A 22,632-nucleotide genomic window follows, 5' to 3' on the forward strand; every position below is an offset into this window, starting at 1 on the left:
CGGGGATCGACCACCCGCACCAGTTGCGCTACCCGGGACCGCCCGACCGAAACGACGCGCCGGTTTGCCCGGTCGATAACCGGGCACCTGCTGCGGGCACCCACCGCCACCGGGAGGCTCCGTGTCCTTCGACGCCAGCGAGTACGGCCGGCACGCCGCGGACGTCTACGACGAGACGTACGCGCACCTGACACCGGACGCGGCGGTGGAGCGCCTCGCCGCGCTCGCCGACGGCGGCCCGGTGTGCGAGTTCGGCATCGGCACCGGCCGCCTCGCCCTGCCGCTGGTCGACCGGGGACTGACCGTCGCCGGTGTCGAGGGCTCCCCGGAGATGGCCGCCGGGCTGCGCGCCAAGCCCGGCGGGGACAAGATCGAGGTGGCCGTCGGCGACTTCGCCGAGACCCGGGTGCCCGGCGAGTTCGCCCTGGTGGTGCTCGCGTTCAACACGATCTTCGCGCTGCCGGACCAGGCCGCCCAGGTGGCCTGCTTCCGCAACGCCGCCGCCCACCTGCGTCCCGGCGGCCGGTTCGTCGTCGAGGCGTGGGTGCCCGACCCGGGCGCCTTCCGCGCCGGCGGCGCGCTGCGGCCGGTGCGGGTGGCGGAGGACGTGGTGCTGCTGGAGGCGGCCCTGCTGCACCCCGCCGAGCAGCGGATGACCACCACGAAGGTCCGGATCGGCAACGACGGGGTGCGCCTGCTGCCCGCCAACCACCGCTACGCCTGGCCGGCGGAGCTCGACCTGATGGCCGAGCTGGCCGGGCTGCGCCGCGAGCACCGGTGGGAGGACTGGTCCGGCCGGCCGTTCACCGACCACAGCCGCGAGCACGTCTCCGTCTACCGCCGCCCGGAGCGGGCGTGAGCGCCCCGGCCCGCCCGGCCGGTGCCGCTCCCGGCGGCGACGGCCGCGGCACCGGCGCGCCGACGGCCGGGGGCGCCGCCGAGCGCCGGCTTCCCATGGCGTACGTGCTGCCGCTGCGCTGGACCGACGACGCCGGGCTGACCGAACTGACCGCCTACCTGCGGCGGCTGAGCGCCCTGGTGGACGTGACCGTGGTCGACGGATCGTCGCCGGAGGTGTTCGCCCGGCACGCGGAGGCCTGGCGCGGCCTGGTCCGGCACCTGCGGCCGGATCCCGCCCTGCGCGGCGTCAACGGCAAGGTGACCGGGGTGCTCACCGGCGTCGGCGCGGCCCGGCACGAGCACGTGGTGATCGCCGACGACGACGTCCGGTACGACGACGCGGGGCTGCTCGCCGTGCACCGGCTGCTCGACCGGGTGGACCTGGTCCGGCCGCAGAACTACTTCGATCCGCTGCCCTGGCACGCGTGGTGGGACACCGGGCGCACCCTGCTCAACCGGGCGCTCGGCGCCGACTACCCCGGCACCCTGGCGGTACGCCGGAGCACCTTCCTCGCCATGGGCGGATACGACCCGGACGTGCTCTTCGAGAACCTGGAGCTGATCCGCACCGTGCGCGCGTACGGGGGGACCGAGGCGGCACCCGCCTGGCTGCACGTACGCCGGCTGCCGCCGGACACCGCCCACTTCCTGGGCCAACGGGTCCGCCAGGCGTACGACGACCTGGCCCAGCCGGCCCGCCTGGTCACCTCGCTCGCGGTCCTGCCGGCGCTGGCGGCGGCGGTCGCGACCCGGCGGCCGACGCTGCTGCTCGGGGCGGCCGTGACCACGGTGGCGCTCGCCGAGGCGGGCCGGCGCAGGGGCGGGGGCGCCGCGGTCTTCCCGCCGGCCACCGCCCTGGCGGCCCCGCTCTGGGTGCTGGAGCGCGGCGTGTGCGGCTGGCTCGCCGTCGGCCGGCGCCTGCTCCTCGGCGGGGTCCGCTACGCGGGCGGCCGGGTGCGCCGCGCCGCCCACTTCGAACGCACCCTCCGCCGCCACCTGCGCTGACTCTGGGCACCGCCACCCGCCCGGCACGCACACGACAGCTCGCGGCCACTCCCCGGACGGTGCTCCGGGAGTGGCCGCGAGCTGCGGCGTACGGTGATCGGGCTGGTCAGTACCGCACCTGTTCGCGGGACTGCTGCGCCTGGTCCTTCACGTCGTGCGCGGCCGAACGGGTGTCGTCCTTGACGGCGTGCACCGCGTCCTGGGCGGTCGAGCGGACCGACTGGGTGGCGTGCTGCGCCGGCTCGCGCAGCTCCTCCTTCAGCTCGTTGGCGACCTCGCCCAGCTTCTCCTTCACCGCCCCGGCGTGCTCGCCGGCCTTCTCCTTGACCTGCGACGCCACCTGCTGCTCGCGGCGGGTCGCCGGGATCAGCGAGGAGGCGAGCCAGCCGACGCCGAAGGCGATCAGGCCGGCGGCCAGCGGGTTGCCCTCGGACTTCTGCCGGATCACGTGCGGCGCCCGCTGCGCGGCGTCGCTGACCGTCGAGGCCGCCGAGTGCGCCTTGTCGCTGACCGTCGAGGCGGCCGAGTGGGCCTTGTCGCTCACGGTGGACGCCGCCGAGGAGGCGTGGTCGCCCACCGCGTGGGCGCCGTGCTTGGTGCTGTGACCCAGGTCGGAAGCGGTTCCCATCACCTTGTCCCTCACATTCTGCAGTGCGTTGCGGGCCCGCTGCTTGCGGTCGTCGACGATGCGGGCGGGGCTGACCTTGTACGCCAGCGCGTCCACGTCGGAACTCAGGTTGTTCCGGGTGGCTTCGATCTCCCGGCGGATCTGGTCCGGGTCGGTGCTCATCGGGTGACCTCCTGCGGGTGGGGCTTGAGCGCGTCGGGGATCCGCTGCACGCTGTCGTTGGTCTGCTTGAGGCCGCGGATGTGCTCGGCGCTCTTCTTGGCCTTGGTGTAGAGGATCGCGGCGATCGCGCCCCAGATGACGGCCACGATCAGCGCCGCCCAGCCGGCGTCCATCACGTTGGACAGCCCGGCCCAGAGGGCCAGCGACAGGAAGAGGGCCACCATGTAGCCGCCGAAGCCGGCGCCGCCGAAGAAGCCGGCGGTCTTGCCCGCCTTCTTGCCCTCCTGGCGGATCTCGGCCTTGGCCAGCTCGACCTCCTGCCGCATCAGGGTCGACAGGTCGCTGGTGACCTGGCGCATCAGCTCACCGATCGAGCTGCCCCTGACCTCGTCCGCGTCGTGGGGGTGGTAGCCGGAGTCCAGCCCCGCCCCCTGCGTCGGCATGCTCATGCCGCCGCCTCCCTTCGGGTGATTCGTGGGCTCACGGACGGGTGGTCCCGGTCGACGGCACGCCCGGCAGCGGGTCGGTCTGGCTCACCGGCGGCAACGGCTGGCCGACGCCACCGGCGGGGTCGGCGTAGCTGGTGGTGGTCTGCGGGTCGGCGTACGCGCCCGGGGTCGGGTCGAGGTAGCCGCCCGGCGGTACGGCGTCCGGCACCGCGCGCGGGGCCGGCGGGGTCGGGATGACCGCGGTCCGCTCCGGGTCGTAGCCGGCGCCCGAGCCGTACGCGGGGTAGCCGTTGCCACCCTGGCCGTCGCCGGCGGCCGAGATGTTCTTGGTCAGCCGGCCGGCGAGCACACCCAGCACGGCGGCGCCGACCAGGAAGGTGCCCGGGTTGCGACGCGCGTAGTCGCGCACCTCGGCGATCAGGTCGCCGGGCTCGCGCTGCTCCAGCCAGCCGGCCACGCCGTGCACCCGGTCGGCGGCCTGGCGGGCGATCTCGCTCACCGGGCCGGCCTGGCCGCCCTGCTCGGCCATCGAGCGCATCTCGTCGGCCAGCGAACGGAGCCCGCCGGCGGCGCGCCGCTGCTGGTCGCCGGCCTGGCTGGCGAGCTGGCTGCGGGCCTCGCCGTAGAGGTTGCGCGCCTGGAGCTTCGCCTCGCCGACGACCTCCCGGCCCTGCTCCTTGGCCGTCTCGGCGACGGCGCCGCCGGCGTGCTTGGCCTCCGAGCCGACCTGACGGGCCTGCTCGCGGACGCCGCTGCCGTTGCTCGAATCCTGCCCGTACGTGGAAGTCGTGGGTGACAGATCGTAGGTCATGATTTCCCTTCCGCTCGGAAAGTCTTCGCGGGTGTGTGCTGCGTGTGCTGGGGGGATGCGCCGGCCGGTTCCTGCCGTCGCATCTCTTGACCTACCCTGCGTCGCCGGTTCCATACCTCCTTCGTGACTTTCCCTGCGGGCCGCCGCCGGGCCGCTACAAAATGGAGGATCGCCGGATCGCGTGTCGGCATTGTCACGCGCAGTGGCGGACACTCCCGCCGCCGCCGGCGCCGCGGGCAGGGCGTTCCGCGGGTCCACGGAGGTGAATCGATGGCACGACACGCACGCGGCGGCCCGGCGGGCCCGAAGCCGAAGGTGCAGCTCGCCGCCGTGGCCGCGGCCGGGGTCTTCGCCCTGATCGGAGTGCTCGGGTTCATCCCCGGCATCACCGTCAACTACGCCGACATGACGTTCGCCGGCCACCACTCCGAGGCCCGGCTGCTCGGCCTGTTCCAGGTGTCGATCCTGCACAACGCGCTGCACCTGGGCTTCGGACTGGCCGGCCTGCTGCTGGCCCGCAGCGTCGCCGGGGCCCGGGTCTTCCTCGCCGGCGGCGGTGCCCTCTACCTCGGCCTGTGGCTGTACGGCTTCGCGATCGACCGGGAGAGCGCGGCGAACTTCATCCCGGTCAACGACGCCGACAACTGGCTGCACCTGGTCCTCGGCTTCGGCATGCTCGCCTTCGGGCTGCTGCTCTCCAACCAGGTGGGCACGGGCACCCGGGCCGACGACCCCTTCGACCGCCCCTGACCCGCGCCGCGTGGCGGCGTTTGCCCGCCGCGCCCTTCGGGCACGCAGGTCGGAGGTCCGTCGACGAGGAGGTCGTCATGCCGAGGTGGTTGCGTGACAACGCGCTGACCGTGGCGATGTTCGGCGCCTTCTTCGTCTTCCTGGTGTTGCAGAGCGTGTTCGGTTGGCAGACGTACAACCAGGAGCTGGCCGAGTTCGGGGCCGCGCCGACCAGCTGGCCGGCGTACCTGGGCACCGGGCACTTCATGGAGTCGGTCTTCGAGAACTGGGAGTCGGAGTTCCTCCAGATGGGCGGCTACGTCCTGCTCACCGCCTACCTGGTGCAGCGCGGGTCGGCGGAGTCGAAGCCGGTGGGGCAGACCGACCGGCCCGAGGACGACGAGCGGCGGGCCACCCCGGACTCCCCCTGGCCCGTACGCGCCGGCGGGCTGCCCCTGGTGGTCTACCGCAACAGCCTCTCCATCGCGCTGCTGATGATCTTCGCCGGCTCGTTCGTCGGCCACCTGCTCGGCGGGACCGCCGACTACAACCAGCAGCAGGCACTGCAGAGCGGGGCGCCGCCGATCGGCGCGTGGGAGTTCCTCGGCACGAGCGACTTCTGGTTCCAGTCGATGCAGAACTGGCAGAGCGAGTTCCTCGCCGTCGGCACGCTGATCGTGCTGAGCATCTTCCTGCGTCAGCACGCCTCGCCGGAGTCGAAGCCGGTCACCGCCGAACACGCGCACACCGGCGACTGACCGCCCGGCCCCGTCAGGCCGGCACGCGCAGCCGCTTGGCGAAGCACACGCTGTACGGGTTGCCGACGTACTCGCCGTAGACCGGGATCGGCTCGTACCCGCTGGAGGTGTAGAGCCCGATCGCGGCCGGCAGGTACGTGCCGGTCTCCAAGCGGAGCACCGCGTACCCCTGCTGGAAGGCCAACTCCTCGAGCGCGGTCAGCAACTGCCGGGCGATGCCCCGCCCCCGGTAGGCCGGGCGGACGTACATCCGCTTCACCTCGCCGGTGCCCGCGTCGAGCGCCTGGATCCCGCCGCAGGCGACCGCCCGCCCGTCGGCGACCACCACCAGGTAGCGGATGTCGTCGTGGGTGACGGTCGCCTGACCGTCCAGCCCGCCGTCGGCCGCCCGCAGCTCGCGCTGCTGGGCGGCGACCAGGGCGTCGATCTCCGCGTCGGTGGCGGGGCGGGACTCGATCAGCATCAGGCCACGCTAGGCGGCGGGGATTTCGGGCAGGTTTCCGGCAGTCGACCCGCGCACGGAGCGCGACGAGCCATCCGGCGTCGCCCGCCTGAGCGGCCTATTCGGCATCGCCCGCTGGGCGGGCTATTCGGCGTCGCCCGCCGGGGCGGGCTATTCGGCGTCGCCCGCCGCCGCGATGCGGGACGGACCGGGCTCCTGGGAAGGACCGGGTCCGTCGGACGGGCCGGCCTCCCGGACCGGCCCGGCGTCGCCGAAGCCGTCGGCCGGGTCGACGTCGTCGGAGACGTCGGCGTCGGTGCCCTCGACGTCGTCCTCCGGGCGCTGCCGGCGGGCCTTGCGGGCCGCCAGCCGCTCCGCGGCGGACGCCCGGGTGGACTTCTCCTCCAGCCGGACGTCGGTGCCCCGGTTGCCGGGGATGAAGTCGGCCCCGGCGTAGAGGGTCGGCTGCCAGTCGAACTCCCGCTCGCCGATCCGGACCAGGTCGCCCGGTTCCGCGCCGGCCTTGCCCAGCTTCTCCTCGACACCCAGGCGGGCCAGCCGGTCGGCCAGGTAGCCGACGGCCTCGTCGTTGTCGAAGTTCGTCTGCCGCACCCACCGCTCGGGACGGACGCCGTGCACGACCCAGGCGCCGTCCGCCGCGGCCTCGATGGTGAAGCCGGCGTCGTCGACCGCCCGGGGGCGGATCACGATCCGGGTCGCCTCGGCCGGCGGCGCGGCCTTGCGCCCCTGCTCCACCAGCTCCGCCATGGCGTACATGAGCTCCTTGAGCCCCTCCCGGGTCGCCGCGGAGACCTCGAACACCCGGAAACCGCGCTCCTCCAGGTCGGGGCGGACGATCTCGGCCAGGTCCCGGCCGTCGGGCACGTCGACCTTGTTGAGCGCCACCAGCCGGGGACGGTCGGCCAGGCCGCCGTACTCGGTCAGCTCGGCCTCGATGGTGTCGATGTCGGCGACCGGGTCCCGGCCGGGCTCGAGGGTGGCGGTGTCGATGACGTGCACGAGCACCGCGCAGCGCTCGATGTGCCGGAGGAACTCCAGGCCCAGCCCCTTGCCGGTGGCCGCGCCGGGGATCAGGCCGGGCACGTCGGCGACGGTGAAGGTGTGGTTGTCCAGCCGCACCACGCCCAGGTTGGGCACGAGGGTGGTGAACGGGTAGTCGGCGATCTTCGGCTTGGCGGCGGAGATCACCGAGATCAGCGACGACTTGCCGGCCGACGGGAAGCCCACCAGCCCGACGTCGGCGACGCTCTTGAGCTCCAGCACCACGTCGAGCTGCTCGCCGGGCTCGCCCAGCTCGGCGAAGCCGGGGGCCTTGCGCCGGGCGTTGGCCAGCGACGCGTTGCCCCGGCCGCCGCGCCCACCCCGGGCCACCTCGAAGGTCGTGCCGGCGCCGACCATGTCGGCCAGGACCGTGCCGTCGGGAGCCTGCACCACGGTGCCGTTCGGCACCTTGAGCACGAGGTTGCGGCCGTTCGCGCCGTCCCGGTTCGAGCCGGCGCCACCCTTGCCGTTCTCGGCCTTCACGTGCGGGCGGAAGTGGAAGTCCAGCAGCGTCGTCACCTGCGGGTCGACCACCAGGGACACGCTGCCGCCGTGCCCGCCGTTGCCGCCGTCGGGGCCGCCGAACGGCTTGAACTTCTCCCGGTGGATCGAGACACAACCGTGCCCACCATCGCCGGCCTGCAGGTGCAGGACGACCCGGTCAACGAACGTCGCCACGGGCGTCAATCCTTCCAGCGAGGTTCACGCCCCGCACGAAAAAAGCGAAGCGGGCCGGGACACGAGGTCCGCGGCCCGCAACGCCTTCGAACTACTGCTGCGGCACGATGCTGACGGTCTTGCGACCGCGCTTGGTGCCGAACTGGACCGAACCGGCGGCCAGCGCGAAGAGCGTGTCGTCTCCGCCGCGGCCGACCAGGTCACCGGGGTGGAACTTGGTGCCACGCTGACGGATGAGGATCTCACCCGCGCTGACGACCTGACCACCGAAGCGCTTCACGCCGAGCCGCTGCGCCGCGGAGTCACGGCCGTTACGCGAGCTGGACGCACCCTTTTTGTGAGCCATCTGAGGACGACCTACTTCCCGCTGGAGATGCCGGTCACCTTGACCTGGGTCAACGGCTGGCGGTGACCCTGGCGCTTGTGGTAGCCGGTCTTGTTCTTGAACTTGTGGATCCGGATCTTCGGGCCCTTGGTGTGCGCGGCGATCTCGCCGGACACCGCGACCTTGGCAAGCTTCGCCGCGTCGGTCACCAGGTCGTCACCGTCGACGAGGAGCACCGCGGTGAGCTTCACCGCGTCGCCGGGGGCACCGACGAGCTTCTCGACCTCGATCACGTCGCCCTCGGCGACCTTGTACTGCTTGCCGCCGGTCTTGACGATCGCGTACATCGGAGGCGGACTCCCTGTCGTTGAGGCTGCTGGCGTCTTTCCCACCGTTGCCGGTCGGTTGTTCCCGCGGCGGCTCGCCGGGTAGCAGAGGCACGGCGGCGCGGGCACGCGAGAACTCGGTACACCAAAGTGCACCGCAGGCCAGCGTACGCCATCGGAGGGCCGACGCCCAAACCGGCCCCGCCGGTCAGCGGGCGCAGAGCTGGTCGAGGCGCTGCCGGAGCCGGTCGAGCCCGGTCTCGTCGATCGAGTCGACGTCGGTGCCCAGCGTGCCGACCTCCGCCGCCATGTCCGCGAGGAGGGTCTTGAGCTGCGCGTCCTCGGCCCGGGTCGACTCGCGCCGCAGCGTGCTGCGCCAGTCGGTCAGCGCGGTGGAGATGCGGTCCCGGGCGGTCCGGGCCGCCGCGGCGTCGTCCGCCCCGACCGCCGCGACCATCTTGCCGAGTTCCTCGACGTACGTCCGCACGGCCGTCTCGCCGGCCCGCTGTGCCGCGGCACACACCTCGGGCGCGTTGCCGCCGGCCGCCCCGCTGCCGGCCCCCGGCCCGGTGCCCGGCGCCCCGCTGCCGACGGATCCGCCCGGCGTGACGCCACCGCTCGGTGCGCCGCCGGTCGGGCCGGCCCGCTCCGGGCGCTCGGCCGCGCATCCGGCGCCGGAGAGCAGGACGGCGGTGAGCGCGGTGACGGCGAGCATACGGCGCATCGTTCTTCTCCTGACCGCAGGCGGCCGATCGTGGCCGGGGATCGACCATACGACAGGGCCCCTCCCGCCGGACATCACCGGGAAGGGGCCCTGTCACACGTCGGGTCGGTCAGCCGGTCACGGCCGGGTACGCCGCCGCGCGCCGCTGCGGCGGGACCGGCGCCGGCCGGAGCCCCCCTCCGACTCGTCGCCGTCGGCGTCGGAGAGCGCGTCCGGGTCGTCCGGGGCGGCCAGCCGCGCCGACTCGCCCGTCTGGCTGTCGGCGACCTCTCCGGCGGCGGCGGTGTCCGCCTCGTAGCGGGACAGGTCGTAGCCCATGGTGTCGTGGTACTCGGCGTTCGGCGCGGCGTCGGCGTCGGTCTCGGTGACCTCGGCCACGGTGCGCTCGGCCGGCGCGCTCTTGCGCGCCCGCCGCCGGGAAGTGCCGGTGCCCTGCTCCGGTGCCGCCGGGGCGGCCACGGCCGAGGCGACCGCCTTGACCTTCTCCCCCGCGCTGCCGCCGCCGGAACGCGGCTTCTCCGGCACCGGCTCGGTGTGGATGATCAGGCCCCGGCCCTTGCAGCACTCGCAGGTCTCGCTGAACGCCTCCAGCAGGCCCGCGCCGATCCGCTTGCGGGTCATCTGCACCAGCCCGAGCGAGGTGATCTCAGTGACCTGGTGCTTGGTCCGGTCCCGGCCCAGGCACTCAGTCAGCCGGCGCAGCACCAGCTCACGGTTGGACTCCAGCACCATGTCGATGAAGTCGATCACCACGATGCCGCCAAGGTCGCGCAGCCGGAGCTGGCGGACGATCTCCTCCGCCGCCTCCAGGTTGTTGCGGGTGACCGTCTCCTCCAGGTTGCCCCCGGAGCCGGTGTACTTGCCGGTGTTGACGTCGATGACCGTCATCGCCTCGGTCCGGTCGATCACCAGCGACCCGCCCGAGGGGAGGAAGACCTTGCGGTCCAGCCCCTTGATGATCTGCTCGTCGATCCGGTACTCGGCGAAGACGTCGGCCGCGCCGACGTGCCGGCGCAGCCGGGCGACCAGGTCCGGGGAGACGTGCGACAGGTACGACTCGACGATGTCGTACGACTGCTCGCCCTCGATCACCAGCTCGCGGAAGTCCTCGTTGAACAGGTCCCGGACGACCCGGATGACCAGGTCCGGCTCCTCGTAGAGCAGCACCGGGGCGCCGCCCTCGGCCGCCTTGGCCTGGATGTCCTCCCACTGCGCCTGGAGCCGCTTGACGTCGCGCGCCAGCTCGTCCTCGCTGGCGCCCTCGGCGGCGGTCCGGACGATCACGCCCGCGCCGTCCGGCACCAGTTTCTTCAGCACGTCCCGCAGCCGCTTGCGCTCGGTGTCGGGCAGCTTGCGGCTGATGCCGGACGCGTTGCCGTGGGGCACGTAGACCAGGTGTCGGCCGGAGAGCGCGATGTGGCTGGTCAGCCGGGCGCCCTTGTGGCCGATCGGGTCCTTGGTGACCTGCACCAGCACCGAGTCGCCGGAGCGCAGCGCCTGCTCGATCGAGCGGGCCCGCCCCTCCAGGCCGGTGGTGTCCCAGTTGACCTCGCCGGCGTAGAGGACGGCGTTGCGCCCGCGCCCGATGTCGACGAACGCCGCCTCCATGCTGGGCAGGACGTTCTGCACCTTGCCGAGGTAGACGTTGCCGGCCATGGTGCCGGAGGAGTTGCGGGTGACGTAGTGCTCGACGAGCACCCCGTCCTCCAGGACGGCGATCTGGGTCCGGTCGCCGCGCTGGCGTACCGCCATCACCCGGTCGACGGCCTCCCGGCGGGCCAGGAACTCCGACTCGCTGAGGATCGGCGGCCGGGTCCGGCGCTGCTCGCGGCCGTCGCGGCGGCGCTGCCGCTTGGCCTCCAGCCGGGTGGAGCCGGAGACGCCCTGCACCTCGTCGACGGTCTTGCGCGGCTCGCGGATCTTGACGACGGTCGGCACGCCGTCGTCGGCGCCCGCCTCGACGTCACCGGCGCCCCGGCGGCGGCGACGACGACGGCGACGGGTCAGCGCGTCGCCGCCCTCGGCCTCCTCGTCCTCGTCGCCCTCGGACTCGGACTCCTCCGCCTCGGCCTGCGCGGCCTCCTCGGACTCCTCGTCCTCGGCGTCCTCCGCGCCGCCCTTGCCCCGGCCGCGGCCGCGACGGCCACGGCGGCGCCGGCGGCGGGCCGCGGCGCTCTCGTCCTCGTCCTCGTCTTCGTCCTCGGCGGCTTCCTCGGCCTCCTCGGTCGGCTCCTCGGCCTCGACGACCTCGACCGCCTCGACGTCGCGGCGGCCACGCCGGCGGCGGCGCGCCGGCTCGGCCGGCTCCTCGGCGGCGGGCTCCTCCGGCTCCGGCGCGGGAACCACGACCCGGGCGACCGGGACGTCCTCCGGCTGCGGGGCCATGAACAGCACGGTGGGCGCGGAGAGCGCGGCCCGCCGGCGGCGGGTGCGCGGCTCGGGCTCGACAACGGGCTCGGGCTCGACGACCGGCTCCGGCTCGACGTCCGGCTCGACGGCCTCGGTCGGCTCCTCCTCGGCGGGCGGGGTGACCGCCACGCCGGGCGGGACCTCGCCGGAACGGCTCTCCGCGCCGCTGACCGCGGCGGGCGGGGCGGCGGCGCCGAACCCGGTGCCGGCCTCCGGCTCGATGCCGGCGGCGGCCGGCGGCTGCTCCGTGGGCGCGGTGCCGGCTCCGAGGGCGTCGGTCGGGGTCTCCGCGGCCGGCTCAGCCGCGGCGGGGGCGGCCTTCTTCCGGCGGGTACGCGTCGCCTTGGCCGGCGGCGCGGCCGGCTCGGCGGGTGCCTGGTCCGCCGCGGCGGGCGGCGCGGCGGCCTCGGGGGCCTGCCCGGCGGCCTCGGCGGGCGGCGCGGTGGTGTCCTCGGCGGCCTTCGCGGTGGTGGCCTTGCGGCGGCGGCGCGTCGCCTTCGGGGCGGCGTCGAGATCACCGGAGACGGGGGCGAACACCTCGGCCTGGGGCGCCTCGCCGCGGCCCGGCACGGGCGCCGTCGACGCCTCGACCGGCACCTCGGTCTGCTCCGGCTGGTTCAGTGGCGTGGTCCGTCGCCGGGTCGTACGCCGTTTGACCGGCGCGGCCGGGGCCTGCTCGGCCCCGCCGGTTCCGGCGTCGGCGGTGCCGGCGGCGTTCTCCGCCCCGGCGGAGTTGTCGACGGTGCTGTTGTCAGCGGTCTCGTCGGCCGGCTGTGAACCGGTCCGTTCGCCGCCCTCGGGCTCGTTCTCGAGCATGGACGTTCTCCAGTTCTGGCTGCCCCGGGCGCGGGTGAGCGCTGCCACGCAGGGTCGCCGCAAAAGTGTTTCCGCCGGGCGCGCACGGTGCGCGACCGCCGAAGTCTGCCTACCTGAACGCCGACCGACGGTCAGCGTTCACCGATGGTTGCCCCGTCGCGGTCCGCTTCCAACGGATCCGCGATCGCATCCTGCGCGGTCAGCGTGCCCTGTGCCAGCCGGATCACCCTCGGCGAGACCGGCGGCTCCAGGTCGGCCACCACGCGGAGGCCGGAAAGGACGTCATCGGGCCGCACGGAGGGGGTGACCTGCCGCACGACCAGTTCGAGTATCGCACACGGTACGGCCGGTGCCCCGGAAGGCGTCTCCGGCGACGCGATCACATCGATGCGGATCACCGCTGCCCGGGCGTCGAAGGTGCGCCGGCCCTGCTTGGTCATCCGCTCGACCAGCACTTCCTCGGCGGCCGTGAAGGCGGAAACCGCCCGTTGCAGGACGGCCGGGTCGACCTCGGGCAGCTCGATGCGCCAGTGCGACGCCTCGATCCGGTCGGCAAGACTCCCGCCGGCGGCCACGACGGCGTCGAGCACGTCGAGACCGGGCGAGAGGGCGGCGTCCAGCGCGGCGCGCAGCTCCGCCGGGTCGACCTGCTCGCGGAGGCCGATCTCCAGGTATTCCGCCTCGCTCGCCACGCCCGTCGGGGCCGCGCTGGCGTACGAGATCTTGGGGTGCGGGGTGAAGCCCTGGGAGAAGGCGATCGGCACGCCCGCCCGGCGCAGCGCCCGCTCGAACGCCCGGGCGAAGTCCCGGTGCGAGGTGAAGCGCAGCGGGCCGCGCTTGGCGTACCGGATCCGGACCCGCTGCACGACGGGTGCCTGGCCGCCCTCTGGCTGTGGTTTCCTACTGATCGTCGTGCTCCTCGTGTCGGAACCGGTTGATCGTGACGGCACTGCTCGCGACTCGCGTGCCGCTGACGATAACCACATGATCAACCCTGCGCACGGCGGGCGTGCCCGCCGTGCGCAGGGGCTACTGCTGGGCGCCGGTGGGGAGCTTCAGACCGTTGATCGGGGTGAGCGGGAGGAGCTTCTTCCCGGTCGGGCCGATCTGGATCTCGGTGTCCATCGACGGGCAGACGCCGCAGTCGAAGCACGGGGTCCACCGGCAGTCGTCCTGCTCGTACTCGCTGAGCGCGTCCTGCCAGTCCTGCCAGAGCCAGTCCTTGTCCAGGCCCGAGTCCAGGTGGTCCCAGGGCAGGACCTCCAGCTCGTCGCGCTGGCGGGTGGTGTACCAGTCGAGATCGACGCCGAAGGCCGGCAGGACCTCGGTCGCCGCCTCCACCCAGCGCTGGTAGGAGAAGTGCTCGCTCCAGCCGTCGAACCGGCCGCCGTTCTCCCACACCCGCCGGATCACCGCGCCGACCCGCCGGTCACCCCGGCTGAGCAGGCCCTCGATCAGCGACGGCTCGCCGTCGTGGTAGCGGAAGCCGATCGCCCGGCCGAGCGACCGGTCCGCGTTGATCGCCTGCTTGAGCATCTTGAGCCGGCCGTCGATGACCTCCGGCCGCTCCATCGACGCCCACTGGAACGGGGTGTGCGGCTTCGGCACGAACCCGCCGATGGAGACCGTGCAGCGGATGTCCTTCGAGCCGGTGGCGGCCCGGCCGGCCCGGATGACCTCGTGGGCCATGTCCGCGATCTCGAGGACGTCCTCGTCGGTCTCGGTGGGCAGGCCGCACATGAAGTACAGCTTCACCTGCCGCCAGCCGTTCGTGTACGCGGTGACGACGGTGCGGATCAGGTCTTCCTTCGACACCATCTTGTTGATGACCTTGCGGATCCGTTCCGACCCGCCCTCGGGGGCGAAGGTCAGGCCGGTGCGCCGCCCGTTGCGGGACAGCTCCTGCGCGAGGTCGATGTTGAACGCGTCCACCCGGGTCGACGGCAGCGAGAGCGACACGTTGGTGCCCTCGTACTGCTGGGCCAGGCCGGAGCACATGTCGCCGATCTCAGAGTGGTCGGCCGACGACAACGACAGCAGGCCCACCTCGTGGAAGCCGGAGAACTCCAGCCCCTCCCGCACCATCTGCCCGACGGTGGTGATGGAGCGCTCGCGCACCGGCCGGGTGATCATGCCGGCCTGGCAGAACCGGCAGCCCCGGGTGCAGCCCCGGAAGATCTCCACGGCGTACCGCTCGTGCACGGTCTCGGCCAGCGGGACCAGGGGCTTCTTCGGGTACGGCCAGGCGTCCAGGTCCATGGTCGTGCGCTTGTGCACCCGGAACGGCACGTCCGCCCGGTTCGGCACGACCCGCTGGATGCGGCCGTCGGGCAGGTAGTCCACGTCGTAGAAGCGCGGCACGTAGACGCTCTCGGTGCGGGCCAGGCGCAGCAGCAGCTCGTCGCGCCCGCCCGGGGAGCCCTCGGCCTTCCACTCCCGCACGATCCCGGTGATCTCCAGGACCGCCTCCTCGCCGTCGCCCAGCACTGCGGCGTCGACGAAGTCGGCGATCGGCTCCGGGTTGAACGCGGCGTGGCCGCCGGCCACGATCACCGGGTCGGCGTCGGTGCGGTCGGCGGCGAGCAGCGGAATGCCGGCCAGGTCGATCGCGGTGAGCAGGTTGGTGTAGCCCAGCTCGGTGGAGAAGGAGACGCCGAAGACGTCGAAGTCGCGCACGGAGCGGTGCGCGTCGACGGTGAACTGCGGCACGCCGTGGGCGCGCATCAGCTTCTCCAGGTCCGGCCAGACCGCGTAGGTCCGCTCGGCGAGCACGTCGGGCAGCTCGTTGAGCACCTCGTAGAGGATCTGCACGCCCTGGTTGGGCAGGCCGACCTCGTAGGCGTCGGGGTACATCAGCGCCCAGCGCACGGCCGCCGCGTCCCAGTCCTTGACCACCGCGCCCAGCTCGCCACCGACGTACTGGATGGGCTTGGTCACCTGGGGCAGCAGCGGCTCCAGCAGGGGCCAGACGGAATTGGCCGCGGCGGGGCGCGGCGTGGTGGACGGGACGCTCATGATGCCCAAGGGTACGCGGCCCGGCGGCGGCCACCGCGCGCACGCCGGTCGCCACGCCCTCGGGGCGCCGGTCGCCGCGCCCCCGGCACGTCGCAGCGCCCGCCCCGGCCCTGCGGTACCGGCGACGGCGGTGGCCGGAATCGCCCCGCTGGCGCATCGGTACTAACCTCGGACCGGCGCGAGAGGAGATTGCCGCGATGCCGCAGCCGCAGCCGGGCACGGACCGGCCGGCCGACGGGAGCCCCCCGGGTCAGGACCAGGGTCCGGATCCGGCGGTCACCGAGGAGCCCCCGACCTCCCCCGCAACGCCCGCCCCCGCCGGCGGCACGGGCCCGGAGGGCACCCGTGAGCTGCCCACCGACGACCCCGGGCCGACCGCGACGTCCGTCGCAAGGCAGGACCCGGACGACGCGGGGGCGCGCGGCGCCGGGGCCGACGCCGCGCTGCCGGACCCGGGCGACGCCACGGCGCCGCATGCCTCGGGCGACGCCACCGCGCCGCACGGCTCGGGTGACGCCGCCGACCGGCCGGACACGGGTGACGCCACCGCGCCGCAGGACGCCGACGGCACCGGGGCCGAGGGCACCCGGGACGCCGGGCCCGGGCGGGACGCCGGCACCGGCCCGGAGGGCACCCGCCTGCTGCCCGACGACGGCCCGCCGGCCGCAGGACCGCAGGGCACCCGGATGTTCCCCGGCGACGAGCCACCGGCCGTGGGGCCGCAGGGCACCCGGATGTTCCCCCGCGACGAGCTACCGGCCGAACCGCCCGCGCCCCGGTGGAGCGGTTCGGCGGCGGTACCCCCGCCGAAGCCGCGCAAGCGCGCCTGGGGCGAGTCGGCCGAGATCCCCCCGGTGCCGGCGCCTCCGCCGGCGCCCCCGCCCGAGCAGCCCGCCGAGCACCGCACGCCTGTCGACCCGTGGGCGGGCGCGGACACCGGAGGGTGGGACCTGCCGCCGCCCCCGCCGCCCTCGCCGACGCTGCCCTACCCCGCCGCGCCGCCGCCCAGGCCGTACTCCGGGCCGCCAGCGCCGCCCGTGCACTCCGCGCCGCCCGTGCACTCCCCCGCGCCGCCGGAGCCACCGCGCCCCGCACCGCCGCGGGCCGCGTACCCGGCCGCCCCGCCGCCGTCGGCGTACCCCGTCTCCCCGCCGCCCGCGGCCTACCCGGTCTCCCCGCCGCCGGTCTCCCGGGCGCCCGGCCCGGCCCGCCCGGCGCCACCACCGCCTCCGCCGCCCGCGCCGCCGAGGCAACGGCGGGCGACGGCGCCGCCGGCCGGCCCGCCACCCGGCCAGCAGGCCCCCAGGGGGTACGCCCCCAGGCCCGCCCGCAAGCGTCGCCGCTGGCCGTGGTTCCTGCTGCTCATGCTGGCCTGCTGCTGCGGTTGCCCGGCCTACTACGGGGTGCCGATGGCGTCGCAGTACCCGGCCGAGGCCAGCCTGCCGGCCGAGGTGGCCGACCTGCGGCTGCGCGACGACAACACCAGCAAGGCGGCCGCCAAGCAGTTGGAGGCGGACGTGCGCAAGGCGCACTGGCTGGCCGAGAAGACCTTCGCCGGCGTCTACGCCACGCCCGCCGGCAAGCGGGTGACGATCTTCGGCGGCACCGGCTTCCGGTTCACCCCGGAGTCCGACGCGGAGGACGAGATCACCCGCCTCACCGGGCAGTACTCCCTCGGCGAGGCCCAGGTCATCGACACCGGCGTACGCGGCCGGCACCAGCGTTGCGCGGTGGGACGCGCCGACGGCCAGGACGTGGTGGTGTGCACCTCGGTCGACCACGGCAGCATCGCCACCGCGGTCTTCACCCGGCTCTCCCTCGACGACAGCGCCGCCCTGCTCGGCACCCTGCGGGAGCAGATGGTCACGACCAACCAGAAGTAGCGGCTCCACCGGCCCGACGCCGTCGGGCCGGCCCGGTCGAGGGACCGCTGCGGTCCCACGCCCGCGACGGCGCAGCGGCGCGGCTCCGGCCGCCCCGCGCCCGGGCTCAGGCCGGGGCGTCGCCGGGGGTGGCGGAGTGCCCGCGCGGCGGGGCGTAGCGGGGCACGTACTCCTGGCCGGTGAGCTTCTGGATCTCCGCCATGACCTCGTCGGTCATCTCGCGCAGCGACGTGCGGTCGTCCGACCGGCCGGTGAAGTCGAGCGGCTTGCCGAACCGGATGGTGATCTTGGCGCGGCCGGGGCGGGGCACCCGGGTGCCGATGGGCTGGGCCTTGTCGGTGCCGGTCATGCCGACCGGGATGACCGGCACGCCGGCCGCCACCGCCAGCCGGACCGCCCCGGTGCGCCCCCGGTAGAGCCGGCCGTCCGGCGACCGGGTCCCCTCCGGATAGACCGCGACCAGGTCGCCGGCCTTCAGCACCGGGATGGCGGCGTCGAACGCGGACAGCGCCGCCCGACCGCCGGCCCGCTCGACCGGGATGGCGCCCAGGCCGGTGAGCACGTGCTTGGAGAGGGCGCCCTTCGGGCCGGTGCCCTTGAAGTACTCCGACTTGGCCCAGAACGCCAGGTGCCGGGGGACCACGGTGCCGAGGAACAGCTCGTCGGCGACCGAGAGGTGGTTGCCCGCGAAGATCGCACCCCCTGTGTCCGGAATGTGCTCCAACCCCTCCACGGTCGGACGGAAGGCCAGCCGGAGCGCGGGCGCCACGGTGAGCTTGCCGATGGTGTAGAGCAGGGGCACTGGTCCTCCGGCGGAGTGTGTGCGAACAGGCGGTGTCACCGTAACCGACGGGTCCACGCGTCGTCGCCCGGGTGGCGGGTCGACCGCCTGGTGAGCAGGCATGTCAGGGCCGGTGGGGGCGATCCGGCGACACTGCGCCGGGCCGCCCCCGTCTCACCGACTCATACCCTGCGGACGGCCACGGTCACCCGCTCGCCCTCGCCCACCTCTCCGGTGAAGCCGTCCACCCCGTCGGCGAAGTCGACGGAGTCGGCCAGCACCTCGCGGGCCACGAAGTCGGTGTACGCGGCCACCGCCGCACGCACCTCCTCACCGGCCGACAACGCCACCACGATCCGGTCCGAGACGTCCAGGTCGGCGTCGCGGCGGGCCTGCTGCACCACCCGGACGACGTCCCGGGCCAGCCCCTCGGCGGCCAGCTCGGGGGTGACCTCGGTGTCCAGCACGACCACGCCCTCGCCGCCGGGCAGCGGGGCGGAGTGCTCGGCGTCGGCGGCGACCAGGCGCAGCTCGTACTCGCCCTCGGCGAGGGTGACGCCGGCGGCGACCGGGGCGCCGTCGACCAGCTCCCACTCCCCCGCCTTGACCGCCTTGATGACCTGCTGCACCTGCTTGCCCACCCGGGGGCCGAGCGCGCGCGGCACCACGGTCAGCACCTGCTGGCAGTACGCCGACACCTCGTCGGTGAACTCCACCGCCTTCACGTTGACCTCGTCGGCGACCAGGTCGCCGAAGGGCCGCAGCTGCGCCGCGACGGGTGAGGCCACGGTCAGCGTCGACAGCGGCAGACGCACCCGCAGGCCCTTGGCCTTGCGCAGCGACAGCGCCGCCGAGCAGACCTCCCGGGTGGCGTCCATCGCGGCGACCAGCTCGTGGTCGGCCGGGAACTCCCCGGCGGACGGCCAGTCGGTCAGGTGCACCGACCGCTCCCCGGTCAGGCCGCGCCAGATCTCCTCGGCGGTCAGCGGCGCGAGCGGCGCCACCACCCGGCACAGCGTCTCCAGCACCGTCCACAGGGTGTCGAAGGCGTCGGCGTCGCCCGACCAGAACCGGTCCCGCGAGCGGCGCACGTACCAGTTGGTCAGCGCGTCCAGGTAGGACCGCACGGTCACGCAGGCGCCCGAGATGTCGTACGCGTCCATCTGCTCCTGGACCGTCGACACCAGCTCGTTCGTCTTCGCCAGCACGTACCTGTCGAGCAGGTGGGTGCTCGTCGTGTTCCGCTTCGCCGAGTAGCCGTCGGCGTTGGCGTAGAGCGAGAAGAAGTACCAGACGTTCCACAGCGGCAGCAGCACCTGCCGGACGGCGTCGCGGATGCCCGGCTCGGTGACCGCCATGTCGCCGCCGCGCAGCACCGGCGAGGACATCAGCATCCAGCGCATCGCGTCCGAGCCGTACGAGTCGAACACGTGGTAGACGTCCGGGTAGTTGCGCAGGCTCTTGGACATCTTGCGCCCGTCGGAGCCGAGCAGGATCCCGTGGCTGAGGCAGTTGCGGAACGCCGGCCGGTCGAACAGCGCGGTGGCCAGCACGTGCATGGTGTAGAACCAGCCGCGGGTCTGCCCGATGTACTCGACGATGAAGTCGCCCGGGTAGTGGTGCTCGAACCAGTCGCGGTTCTCGAACGGGTAGTGCACCTGGGCGAACGGCATCGAGCCGGACTCGAACCAGCAGTCCAGCACCTCCGGCACCCGGCGCATCATCGACTTCCCCGTGGGGTCGTCCGGGTTCGGACGGACCAGCTCGTCCACCGCCGGCCGGTGCAGGTCGGTCAGGCGTACGCCGAAGTCCCGCTCGATCTCCGCCAGCGAGCCGTAGACGTCGAGACGCGGGTGGTTCGGGTCGTCGGACTTCCACACCGGGATCGGCGAGCCCCAGAACCGGTTCCGGCTGATCGACCAGTCGCGGGCGTTGGCCAGCCACTTGCCGAACGAGCCGTCCTTGATGTGCCCAGGCGTCCAGTTGATCTGCTGGTTCAGCTCGACCATCCGGTCCTTGAACTTCGTCACCGCGACGAACCACGACGACACCGCCTTGTAGACCAGCGGGGTGTCGCAGCGCCAGCAGTGCGGGTACGAGTGGGTGTAGGTGTCCTGCTTGAGGACCACCCCCCGCTCCTTGAGCTCCCGGATCACCGGCTTGTTGACGTCGAAGACCTGCTCGCCCTCGTACGGCGGCACCAGCGCGGTGAACCGGGTGTGGTCGTCGACCGTGACGATGGTGGGGATGCCGGCCGCGTTGCAGACGTTCTGGTCGTCCTCGCCGAAGGCCGGGGCCAGGTGGACGATCCCGGTGCCGTCCTCGGTGGTGACGAACTCCGCGCCGAGCACCTGGTAGGCGTTCGGGCCGGCCTGCTCGACGAGGAAGTCGAACAGCGGGGTGTAGCGCCGCCCGGCCAGGTCCCGGCCGGACACGGTGCCGACCTGCTCGTAGCCCTCCAGCTCCTTGGCGTACGCGGCCAGCCGCGCCGCCCCGACCACGTACCGCTGCCCGTCGCGCTCCAGCACGGCGTACTCGATGTCGGGGCCGACGGCGAGCGCGAGGTTGGACGGCAGGGTCCACGGCGTGGTGGTCCAGACGCCGAGGCGCACCGGCCCGCGCACCAGCTCCGGCGCGCTCTCGTCGGGGGTCAGCGCGAACCAGACCGACAGCGTCGGGTCGTGCCGGTCCCGGTAGACGTCGTCCATCCGGGTCTCGGTGTTCGACAGCGGCGTCTCGCAGCGCCAGCAGTACGCCAGCACCCGGAAGCCCTCGTAGACCAGGCCCTTGTCGTGCAGGGTCTTGAAGGCCCACATGACGCTTTCCATGTAGTCCAGGTCGAGGGTCTTGTAGTCGTTGGCGAAGTCGACCCAGCGGGCCTGCCGGGTGACGTAGCGCTCCCAGTCGTGGGTGAACTCCAGCACCGAGGAGCGGCACGCCTCGTTGAACCGGGCCACGCCGAGGTCGAGGATCTCCGCCTTGCTGGTGATGCCCAGCTGCTTCTCGGCGACCACCTCGGCGGGCAGGCCGTGGCAGTCCCAGCCGAAGCGCCGCTCCACCCGCCGGCCGCGCATCGTCTGGTAGCGCGGCACCACGTCCTTCACGTACCCGGTGAAGAGGTGGCCGTAGTGCGGCAGGCCGTTGGCGAACGGCGGGCCGTCGTAGAAGACGTACTCGTTGTCGGCGTCGCCCGCGACGCCGCCTCCGGCTGCGTCTCCGGTCTCCGGTCGCCGGCCGGAGGCCGGTCGGGCCTCGACGGAGGCCTCGAAGGTCTTGTCGGCCGTCCAGTGCTCCAGCACGCGGCGCTCGACCGCGGGCAGGTCCGGGCTGGCCGGAACGCCGGCGGCGGTCGGTTCGTGCAACGGATAGACCATCGGGGGTCGCTCTCCTCGCGCAGCTCACTGTCGTGTGGGTCTGCGAGGACGAGCCTTCTCGGGTACGCCTCGACGGCGCCCCCGGGCAGGCCCGCGGTACCACCCCGCTTGGCGGCCAGGATCGACCGCCCGCTCGTTGGCCGGCTGTGACGGGCCGGACCCGTCCGGTTCTACTGGGCCGGGGTGAACCGGCTGTTCTTCCGGAGGCTCACCGGTGATGGCCGGGTCATCGCCTTACGACCGCCAAGGTTACCCGACCACCCACGAAGATCGCCGCCGAGTAAACCCGCCCGGTCACCGGCTGCCCGGGGTGCCGAGCGGCGTGACCATGCTCACGCCTGCCGGTGTCACGCCGCGCCTGCGCGCGTCGTCGGATGGGTGACGACACAGACCGGACCGAGGAGGGCCGTCATGCAACGGATCAACGTGGCCGAGGTGGCACCGCAGGCGTACCAGGCCGTGCTGGGGCTGGAGAAGTACGTCCGGGCGAACGTCGAACACACGGTGCTGGAGCTGGTGAAGCTGCGGGCGTCGATGCTGAACGGCTGCGCGTTCTGCATCGACATGCACAGCCGGGACGCGCTGGCGTCGGGCGAGTCGGAGCGGCGGCTCTTCGCCGTCGCCGCCTGGCGGGAGGCGCCCTTCTTCGACGAGCGGGAGCGGACCGCGCTGGCGCTCACCGACGCGGTGACCCGGCTCGGCGAGCACGGCGTGCCCGACGACGTCTGGGACGCGGCGGCGAAGGTGTGGTCCGAGAAGGAACTCGCCGACCTGCTGATGGCGATCGCCACCATCAACGTGTGGAACCGGATCGCCGTGACCTGCCGCACCGACCTCCCCACGGAGGTGTGACGGTCCGCGACGCGACGCAGGCGGCCGGTGCGCGCGACGCGCACCGGCCCCGCGACGGCGGGTGTCTCAGACCAACTCGGGGAACCAGAGCGCGATCTCGCGCTTCGCGCTGTCCGGCGAGTCGGAGGCGTGCACCAGATTCTCGCGGTTGGACAGGGAGAGGTCGCCGCGGATCGTGCCGGCCGCCGCCCGACGCCCGTCGGTCGCGCCGACGAGCCCGCGCACCACGTCGATGACCTGGTCGCCGGAGAGCACCAGCGCCACCAGCGGGCCGCCGGTCATGAAGTCCTTCAGCGGCGGGTAGAACGGCTTGTCGACGTGCTCGGCGTAGTGCTCGTCGGCCAGCGCGGCGTCCATCGTCCGGGACACCATCGCGTCGATCCGCAGCCCCTTGCGCTCGAAGCGGGAGATCACCTCGCCGACCAGCCCGCGGCGGACCGCGTCGGGCTTGATCAGTACGAGGGTGCGCTCATCGGGGCTGCTGCTGGACACGCTGGGTTCCT

General features: G+C 73.6%; 20 protein-coding genes. 6 read left to right on the forward strand and 14 right to left on the reverse strand.

Annotated elements, in window-relative coordinates:
* The first annotated feature begins 121 nt into the window (after positions 1–121).
* Entirely contained in the window at positions 122–859 is a 738-nt protein-coding gene (locus ACN27A_RS14025) for a class I SAM-dependent DNA methyltransferase (RefSeq protein ID WP_421453353.1), read from the forward strand.
* A complete protein-coding gene (locus ACN27A_RS14030) occupies positions 856–1,905 on the forward strand; it encodes a glycosyltransferase (protein ID WP_421453356.1) in 1,050 nt (349 codons plus the stop codon). Before ACN27A_RS14025 ends, ACN27A_RS14030 begins: the two co-directional genes overlap by 4 nt.
* A gap of 106 nt (positions 1,906–2,011) precedes the next feature.
* On the opposite strand, the gene ACN27A_RS14035 is transcribed toward ACN27A_RS14030, so the two are convergent.
* Genes ACN27A_RS14035 through ACN27A_RS14045 form a run of 3 tightly spaced genes read right to left on the reverse strand, consistent with a single transcriptional unit; the run spans position 2,012 to position 3,955 of the window.
* Positions 2,012–2,695 (reverse strand): DUF3618 domain-containing protein, encoded by a 684-nt coding sequence (locus ACN27A_RS14035; protein WP_421453359.1) that lies wholly within the window; start codon positions 2,693–2,695, stop codon positions 2,012–2,014.
* Positions 2,692–3,144, reverse strand: coding sequence for a phage holin family protein (locus ACN27A_RS14040; RefSeq protein WP_421453360.1), 453 nt, complete (start codon positions 3,142–3,144; stop codon positions 2,692–2,694). Before ACN27A_RS14040 ends, ACN27A_RS14035 begins: the two co-directional genes overlap by 4 nt.
* A gap of 31 nt (positions 3,145–3,175) precedes the next feature.
* A complete protein-coding gene (locus ACN27A_RS14045; RefSeq protein ID WP_421453363.1) occupies positions 3,176–3,955 on the reverse strand; it encodes a hypothetical protein in 780 nt (259 codons plus the stop codon).
* Between the two features lie 270 nt (positions 3,956–4,225).
* On the opposite strand from ACN27A_RS14045, the gene ACN27A_RS14050 reads away from it, so the two are divergent.
* The gene (locus tag ACN27A_RS14050; protein WP_421453366.1) at positions 4,226–4,705 is read left to right on the forward strand and encodes a DUF4383 domain-containing protein; all 480 of its coding nucleotides are present in this window, start codon (positions 4,226–4,228) and stop codon (positions 4,703–4,705) included.
* A 77-nt stretch (positions 4,706–4,782) separates the two neighbouring features.
* Complete coding sequence (locus ACN27A_RS14055) at positions 4,783–5,442, forward strand: DUF6766 family protein (protein WP_421453369.1); 660 nt, start codon at positions 4,783–4,785, stop codon at positions 5,440–5,442.
* Between the two features lie 13 nt (positions 5,443–5,455).
* Here ACN27A_RS14055 and ACN27A_RS14060 read toward each other — a convergent pair whose 3' ends face one another.
* From ACN27A_RS14060 to ACN27A_RS14095, 8 genes are all read right to left on the reverse strand, one after another.
* The gene (locus ACN27A_RS14060; protein WP_357577642.1) at positions 5,456–5,905 is read right to left on the reverse strand and encodes a GNAT family N-acetyltransferase; all 450 of its coding nucleotides are present in this window, start codon (positions 5,903–5,905) and stop codon (positions 5,456–5,458) included.
* A gap of 150 nt (positions 5,906–6,055) precedes the next feature.
* The gene (gene obgE / locus ACN27A_RS14065; protein WP_421453372.1) at positions 6,056–7,624 is read right to left on the reverse strand and encodes a GTPase ObgE; all 1,569 of its coding nucleotides are present in this window, start codon (positions 7,622–7,624) and stop codon (positions 6,056–6,058) included.
* 91 nt (positions 7,625–7,715) lie between these two features.
* Positions 7,716–7,970 carry a 50S ribosomal protein L27 gene (gene rpmA, locus ACN27A_RS14070; RefSeq protein ID WP_013288010.1) on the reverse strand — a complete coding sequence of 85 codons (255 nt, stop codon included), beginning with the start codon at positions 7,968–7,970 and terminating at the stop codon, positions 7,716–7,718.
* 11 nt (positions 7,971–7,981) lie between these two features.
* Complete coding sequence (rplU, locus tag ACN27A_RS14075) at positions 7,982–8,296, reverse strand: 50S ribosomal protein L21 (RefSeq protein ID WP_088975625.1); 315 nt, start codon at positions 8,294–8,296, stop codon at positions 7,982–7,984.
* Positions 8,297–8,483: 187 nt separating this feature from the next.
* A complete protein-coding gene (locus ACN27A_RS14080; RefSeq protein WP_421453377.1) occupies positions 8,484–8,999 on the reverse strand; it encodes a hypothetical protein in 516 nt (171 codons plus the stop codon).
* Between the two features lie 117 nt (positions 9,000–9,116).
* The gene (locus ACN27A_RS14085) at positions 9,117–12,224 is read right to left on the reverse strand and encodes an Rne/Rng family ribonuclease (RefSeq protein ID WP_421453380.1); all 3,108 of its coding nucleotides are present in this window, start codon (positions 12,222–12,224) and stop codon (positions 9,117–9,119) included.
* 131 nt (positions 12,225–12,355) lie between these two features.
* Positions 12,356–13,090 (reverse strand): TIGR03936 family radical SAM-associated protein, encoded by a 735-nt coding sequence (locus ACN27A_RS14090; RefSeq protein ID WP_311413759.1) that lies wholly within the window; start codon positions 13,088–13,090, stop codon positions 12,356–12,358.
* 163 nt (positions 13,091–13,253) lie between these two features.
* Positions 13,254–15,239, reverse strand: coding sequence for a TIGR03960 family B12-binding radical SAM protein (locus ACN27A_RS14095; protein ID WP_421453382.1), 1,986 nt, complete (start codon positions 15,237–15,239; stop codon positions 13,254–13,256).
* A 686-nt stretch (positions 15,240–15,925) separates the two neighbouring features.
* Here ACN27A_RS14095 and ACN27A_RS14100 point away from each other — a divergent pair.
* On the forward strand, positions 15,926–17,122 hold the full coding sequence (locus ACN27A_RS14100) for a hypothetical protein (protein WP_421458462.1): 1,197 nt from the start codon (positions 15,926–15,928) through the stop codon (positions 17,120–17,122).
* A gap of 106 nt (positions 17,123–17,228) precedes the next feature.
* On the opposite strand, the gene ACN27A_RS14105 is transcribed toward ACN27A_RS14100, so the two are convergent.
* Both ACN27A_RS14105 and ileS read right to left on the reverse strand, forming a co-directional pair.
* Positions 17,229–17,924, reverse strand: a complete 696-nt coding sequence (locus ACN27A_RS14105) for a lysophospholipid acyltransferase family protein (RefSeq protein WP_421453384.1) — start codon at positions 17,922–17,924, stop codon at positions 17,229–17,231.
* Positions 17,925–18,085: 161 nt separating this feature from the next.
* Positions 18,086–21,277, reverse strand: a complete 3,192-nt coding sequence (gene ileS, locus ACN27A_RS14110) for an isoleucine--tRNA ligase (protein WP_421453386.1) — start codon at positions 21,275–21,277, stop codon at positions 18,086–18,088.
* A gap of 411 nt (positions 21,278–21,688) precedes the next feature.
* Here ileS and ACN27A_RS14115 point away from each other — a divergent pair, with 411 nt between their 5' ends.
* Positions 21,689–22,129, forward strand: a complete 441-nt coding sequence (locus tag ACN27A_RS14115; RefSeq protein ID WP_421453389.1) for a carboxymuconolactone decarboxylase family protein — start codon at positions 21,689–21,691, stop codon at positions 22,127–22,129.
* Between the two features lie 66 nt (positions 22,130–22,195).
* Here the strand turns inward: ACN27A_RS14115 and ndk are convergent, their stop codons facing one another.
* A complete protein-coding gene (ndk, locus tag ACN27A_RS14120; protein WP_132240451.1) occupies positions 22,196–22,621 on the reverse strand; it encodes a nucleoside-diphosphate kinase in 426 nt (141 codons plus the stop codon).
* Between the last annotated feature and the right edge of the window lie 11 nt (positions 22,622–22,632).

It is taken from the genome of Micromonospora sp. WMMD737 (assembly GCF_049179055.1).
Lineage (GTDB): Bacteria > Actinomycetota > Actinomycetes > Mycobacteriales > Micromonosporaceae > Micromonospora > Micromonospora reichwaldensis.

Bases quoted from the DNA above. Each gene is read 5' to 3' on its own strand.
- ACN27A_RS14095 (WP_421453382.1), bottom strand. From the start codon at position 15,239: ATGAGCGTCCCGTCCACCACGCCGCGCCCCGCCGCGGCCAATTCCGTC.
- ACN27A_RS14040 (WP_421453360.1), bottom strand. From the start codon at position 3,144: ATGAGCATGCCGACGCAGGGGGCGGGGCTGGACTCCGGCTACCACCCC.
- rpmA (WP_013288010.1), bottom strand. From the start codon at position 7,970: ATGGCTCACAAAAAGGGTGCGTCCAGCTCGCGTAACGGCCGTGACTCC.
- ACN27A_RS14035 (WP_421453359.1), bottom strand. From the start codon at position 2,695: ATGAGCACCGACCCGGACCAGATCCGCCGGGAGATCGAAGCCACCCGG.
- ACN27A_RS14115 (WP_421453389.1), top strand. From the start codon at position 21,689: ATGCAACGGATCAACGTGGCCGAGGTGGCACCGCAGGCGTACCAGGCC.
- ACN27A_RS14080 (WP_421453377.1), bottom strand. From the start codon at position 8,999: ATGCGCCGTATGCTCGCCGTCACCGCGCTCACCGCCGTCCTGCTCTCC.
- ACN27A_RS14045 (WP_421453363.1), bottom strand. From the start codon at position 3,955: ATGACCTACGATCTGTCACCCACGACTTCCACGTACGGGCAGGATTCG.
- ileS (WP_421453386.1), bottom strand. From the start codon at position 21,277: ATGGTCTATCCGTTGCACGAACCGACCGCCGCCGGCGTTCCGGCCAGC.
- ACN27A_RS14050 (WP_421453366.1), top strand. From the start codon at position 4,226: ATGGCACGACACGCACGCGGCGGCCCGGCGGGCCCGAAGCCGAAGGTG.
- ACN27A_RS14060 (WP_357577642.1), bottom strand. From the start codon at position 5,905: ATGCTGATCGAGTCCCGCCCCGCCACCGACGCGGAGATCGACGCCCTG.
- rplU (WP_088975625.1), bottom strand. From the start codon at position 8,296: ATGTACGCGATCGTCAAGACCGGCGGCAAGCAGTACAAGGTCGCCGAG.
- ACN27A_RS14100 (WP_421458462.1), top strand. From the start codon at position 15,926: ATGTTCCCCGGCGACGAGCCACCGGCCGTGGGGCCGCAGGGCACCCGG.
- ACN27A_RS14085 (WP_421453380.1), bottom strand. From the start codon at position 12,224: ATGCTCGAGAACGAGCCCGAGGGCGGCGAACGGACCGGTTCACAGCCG.
- ACN27A_RS14055 (WP_421453369.1), top strand. From the start codon at position 4,783: ATGCCGAGGTGGTTGCGTGACAACGCGCTGACCGTGGCGATGTTCGGC.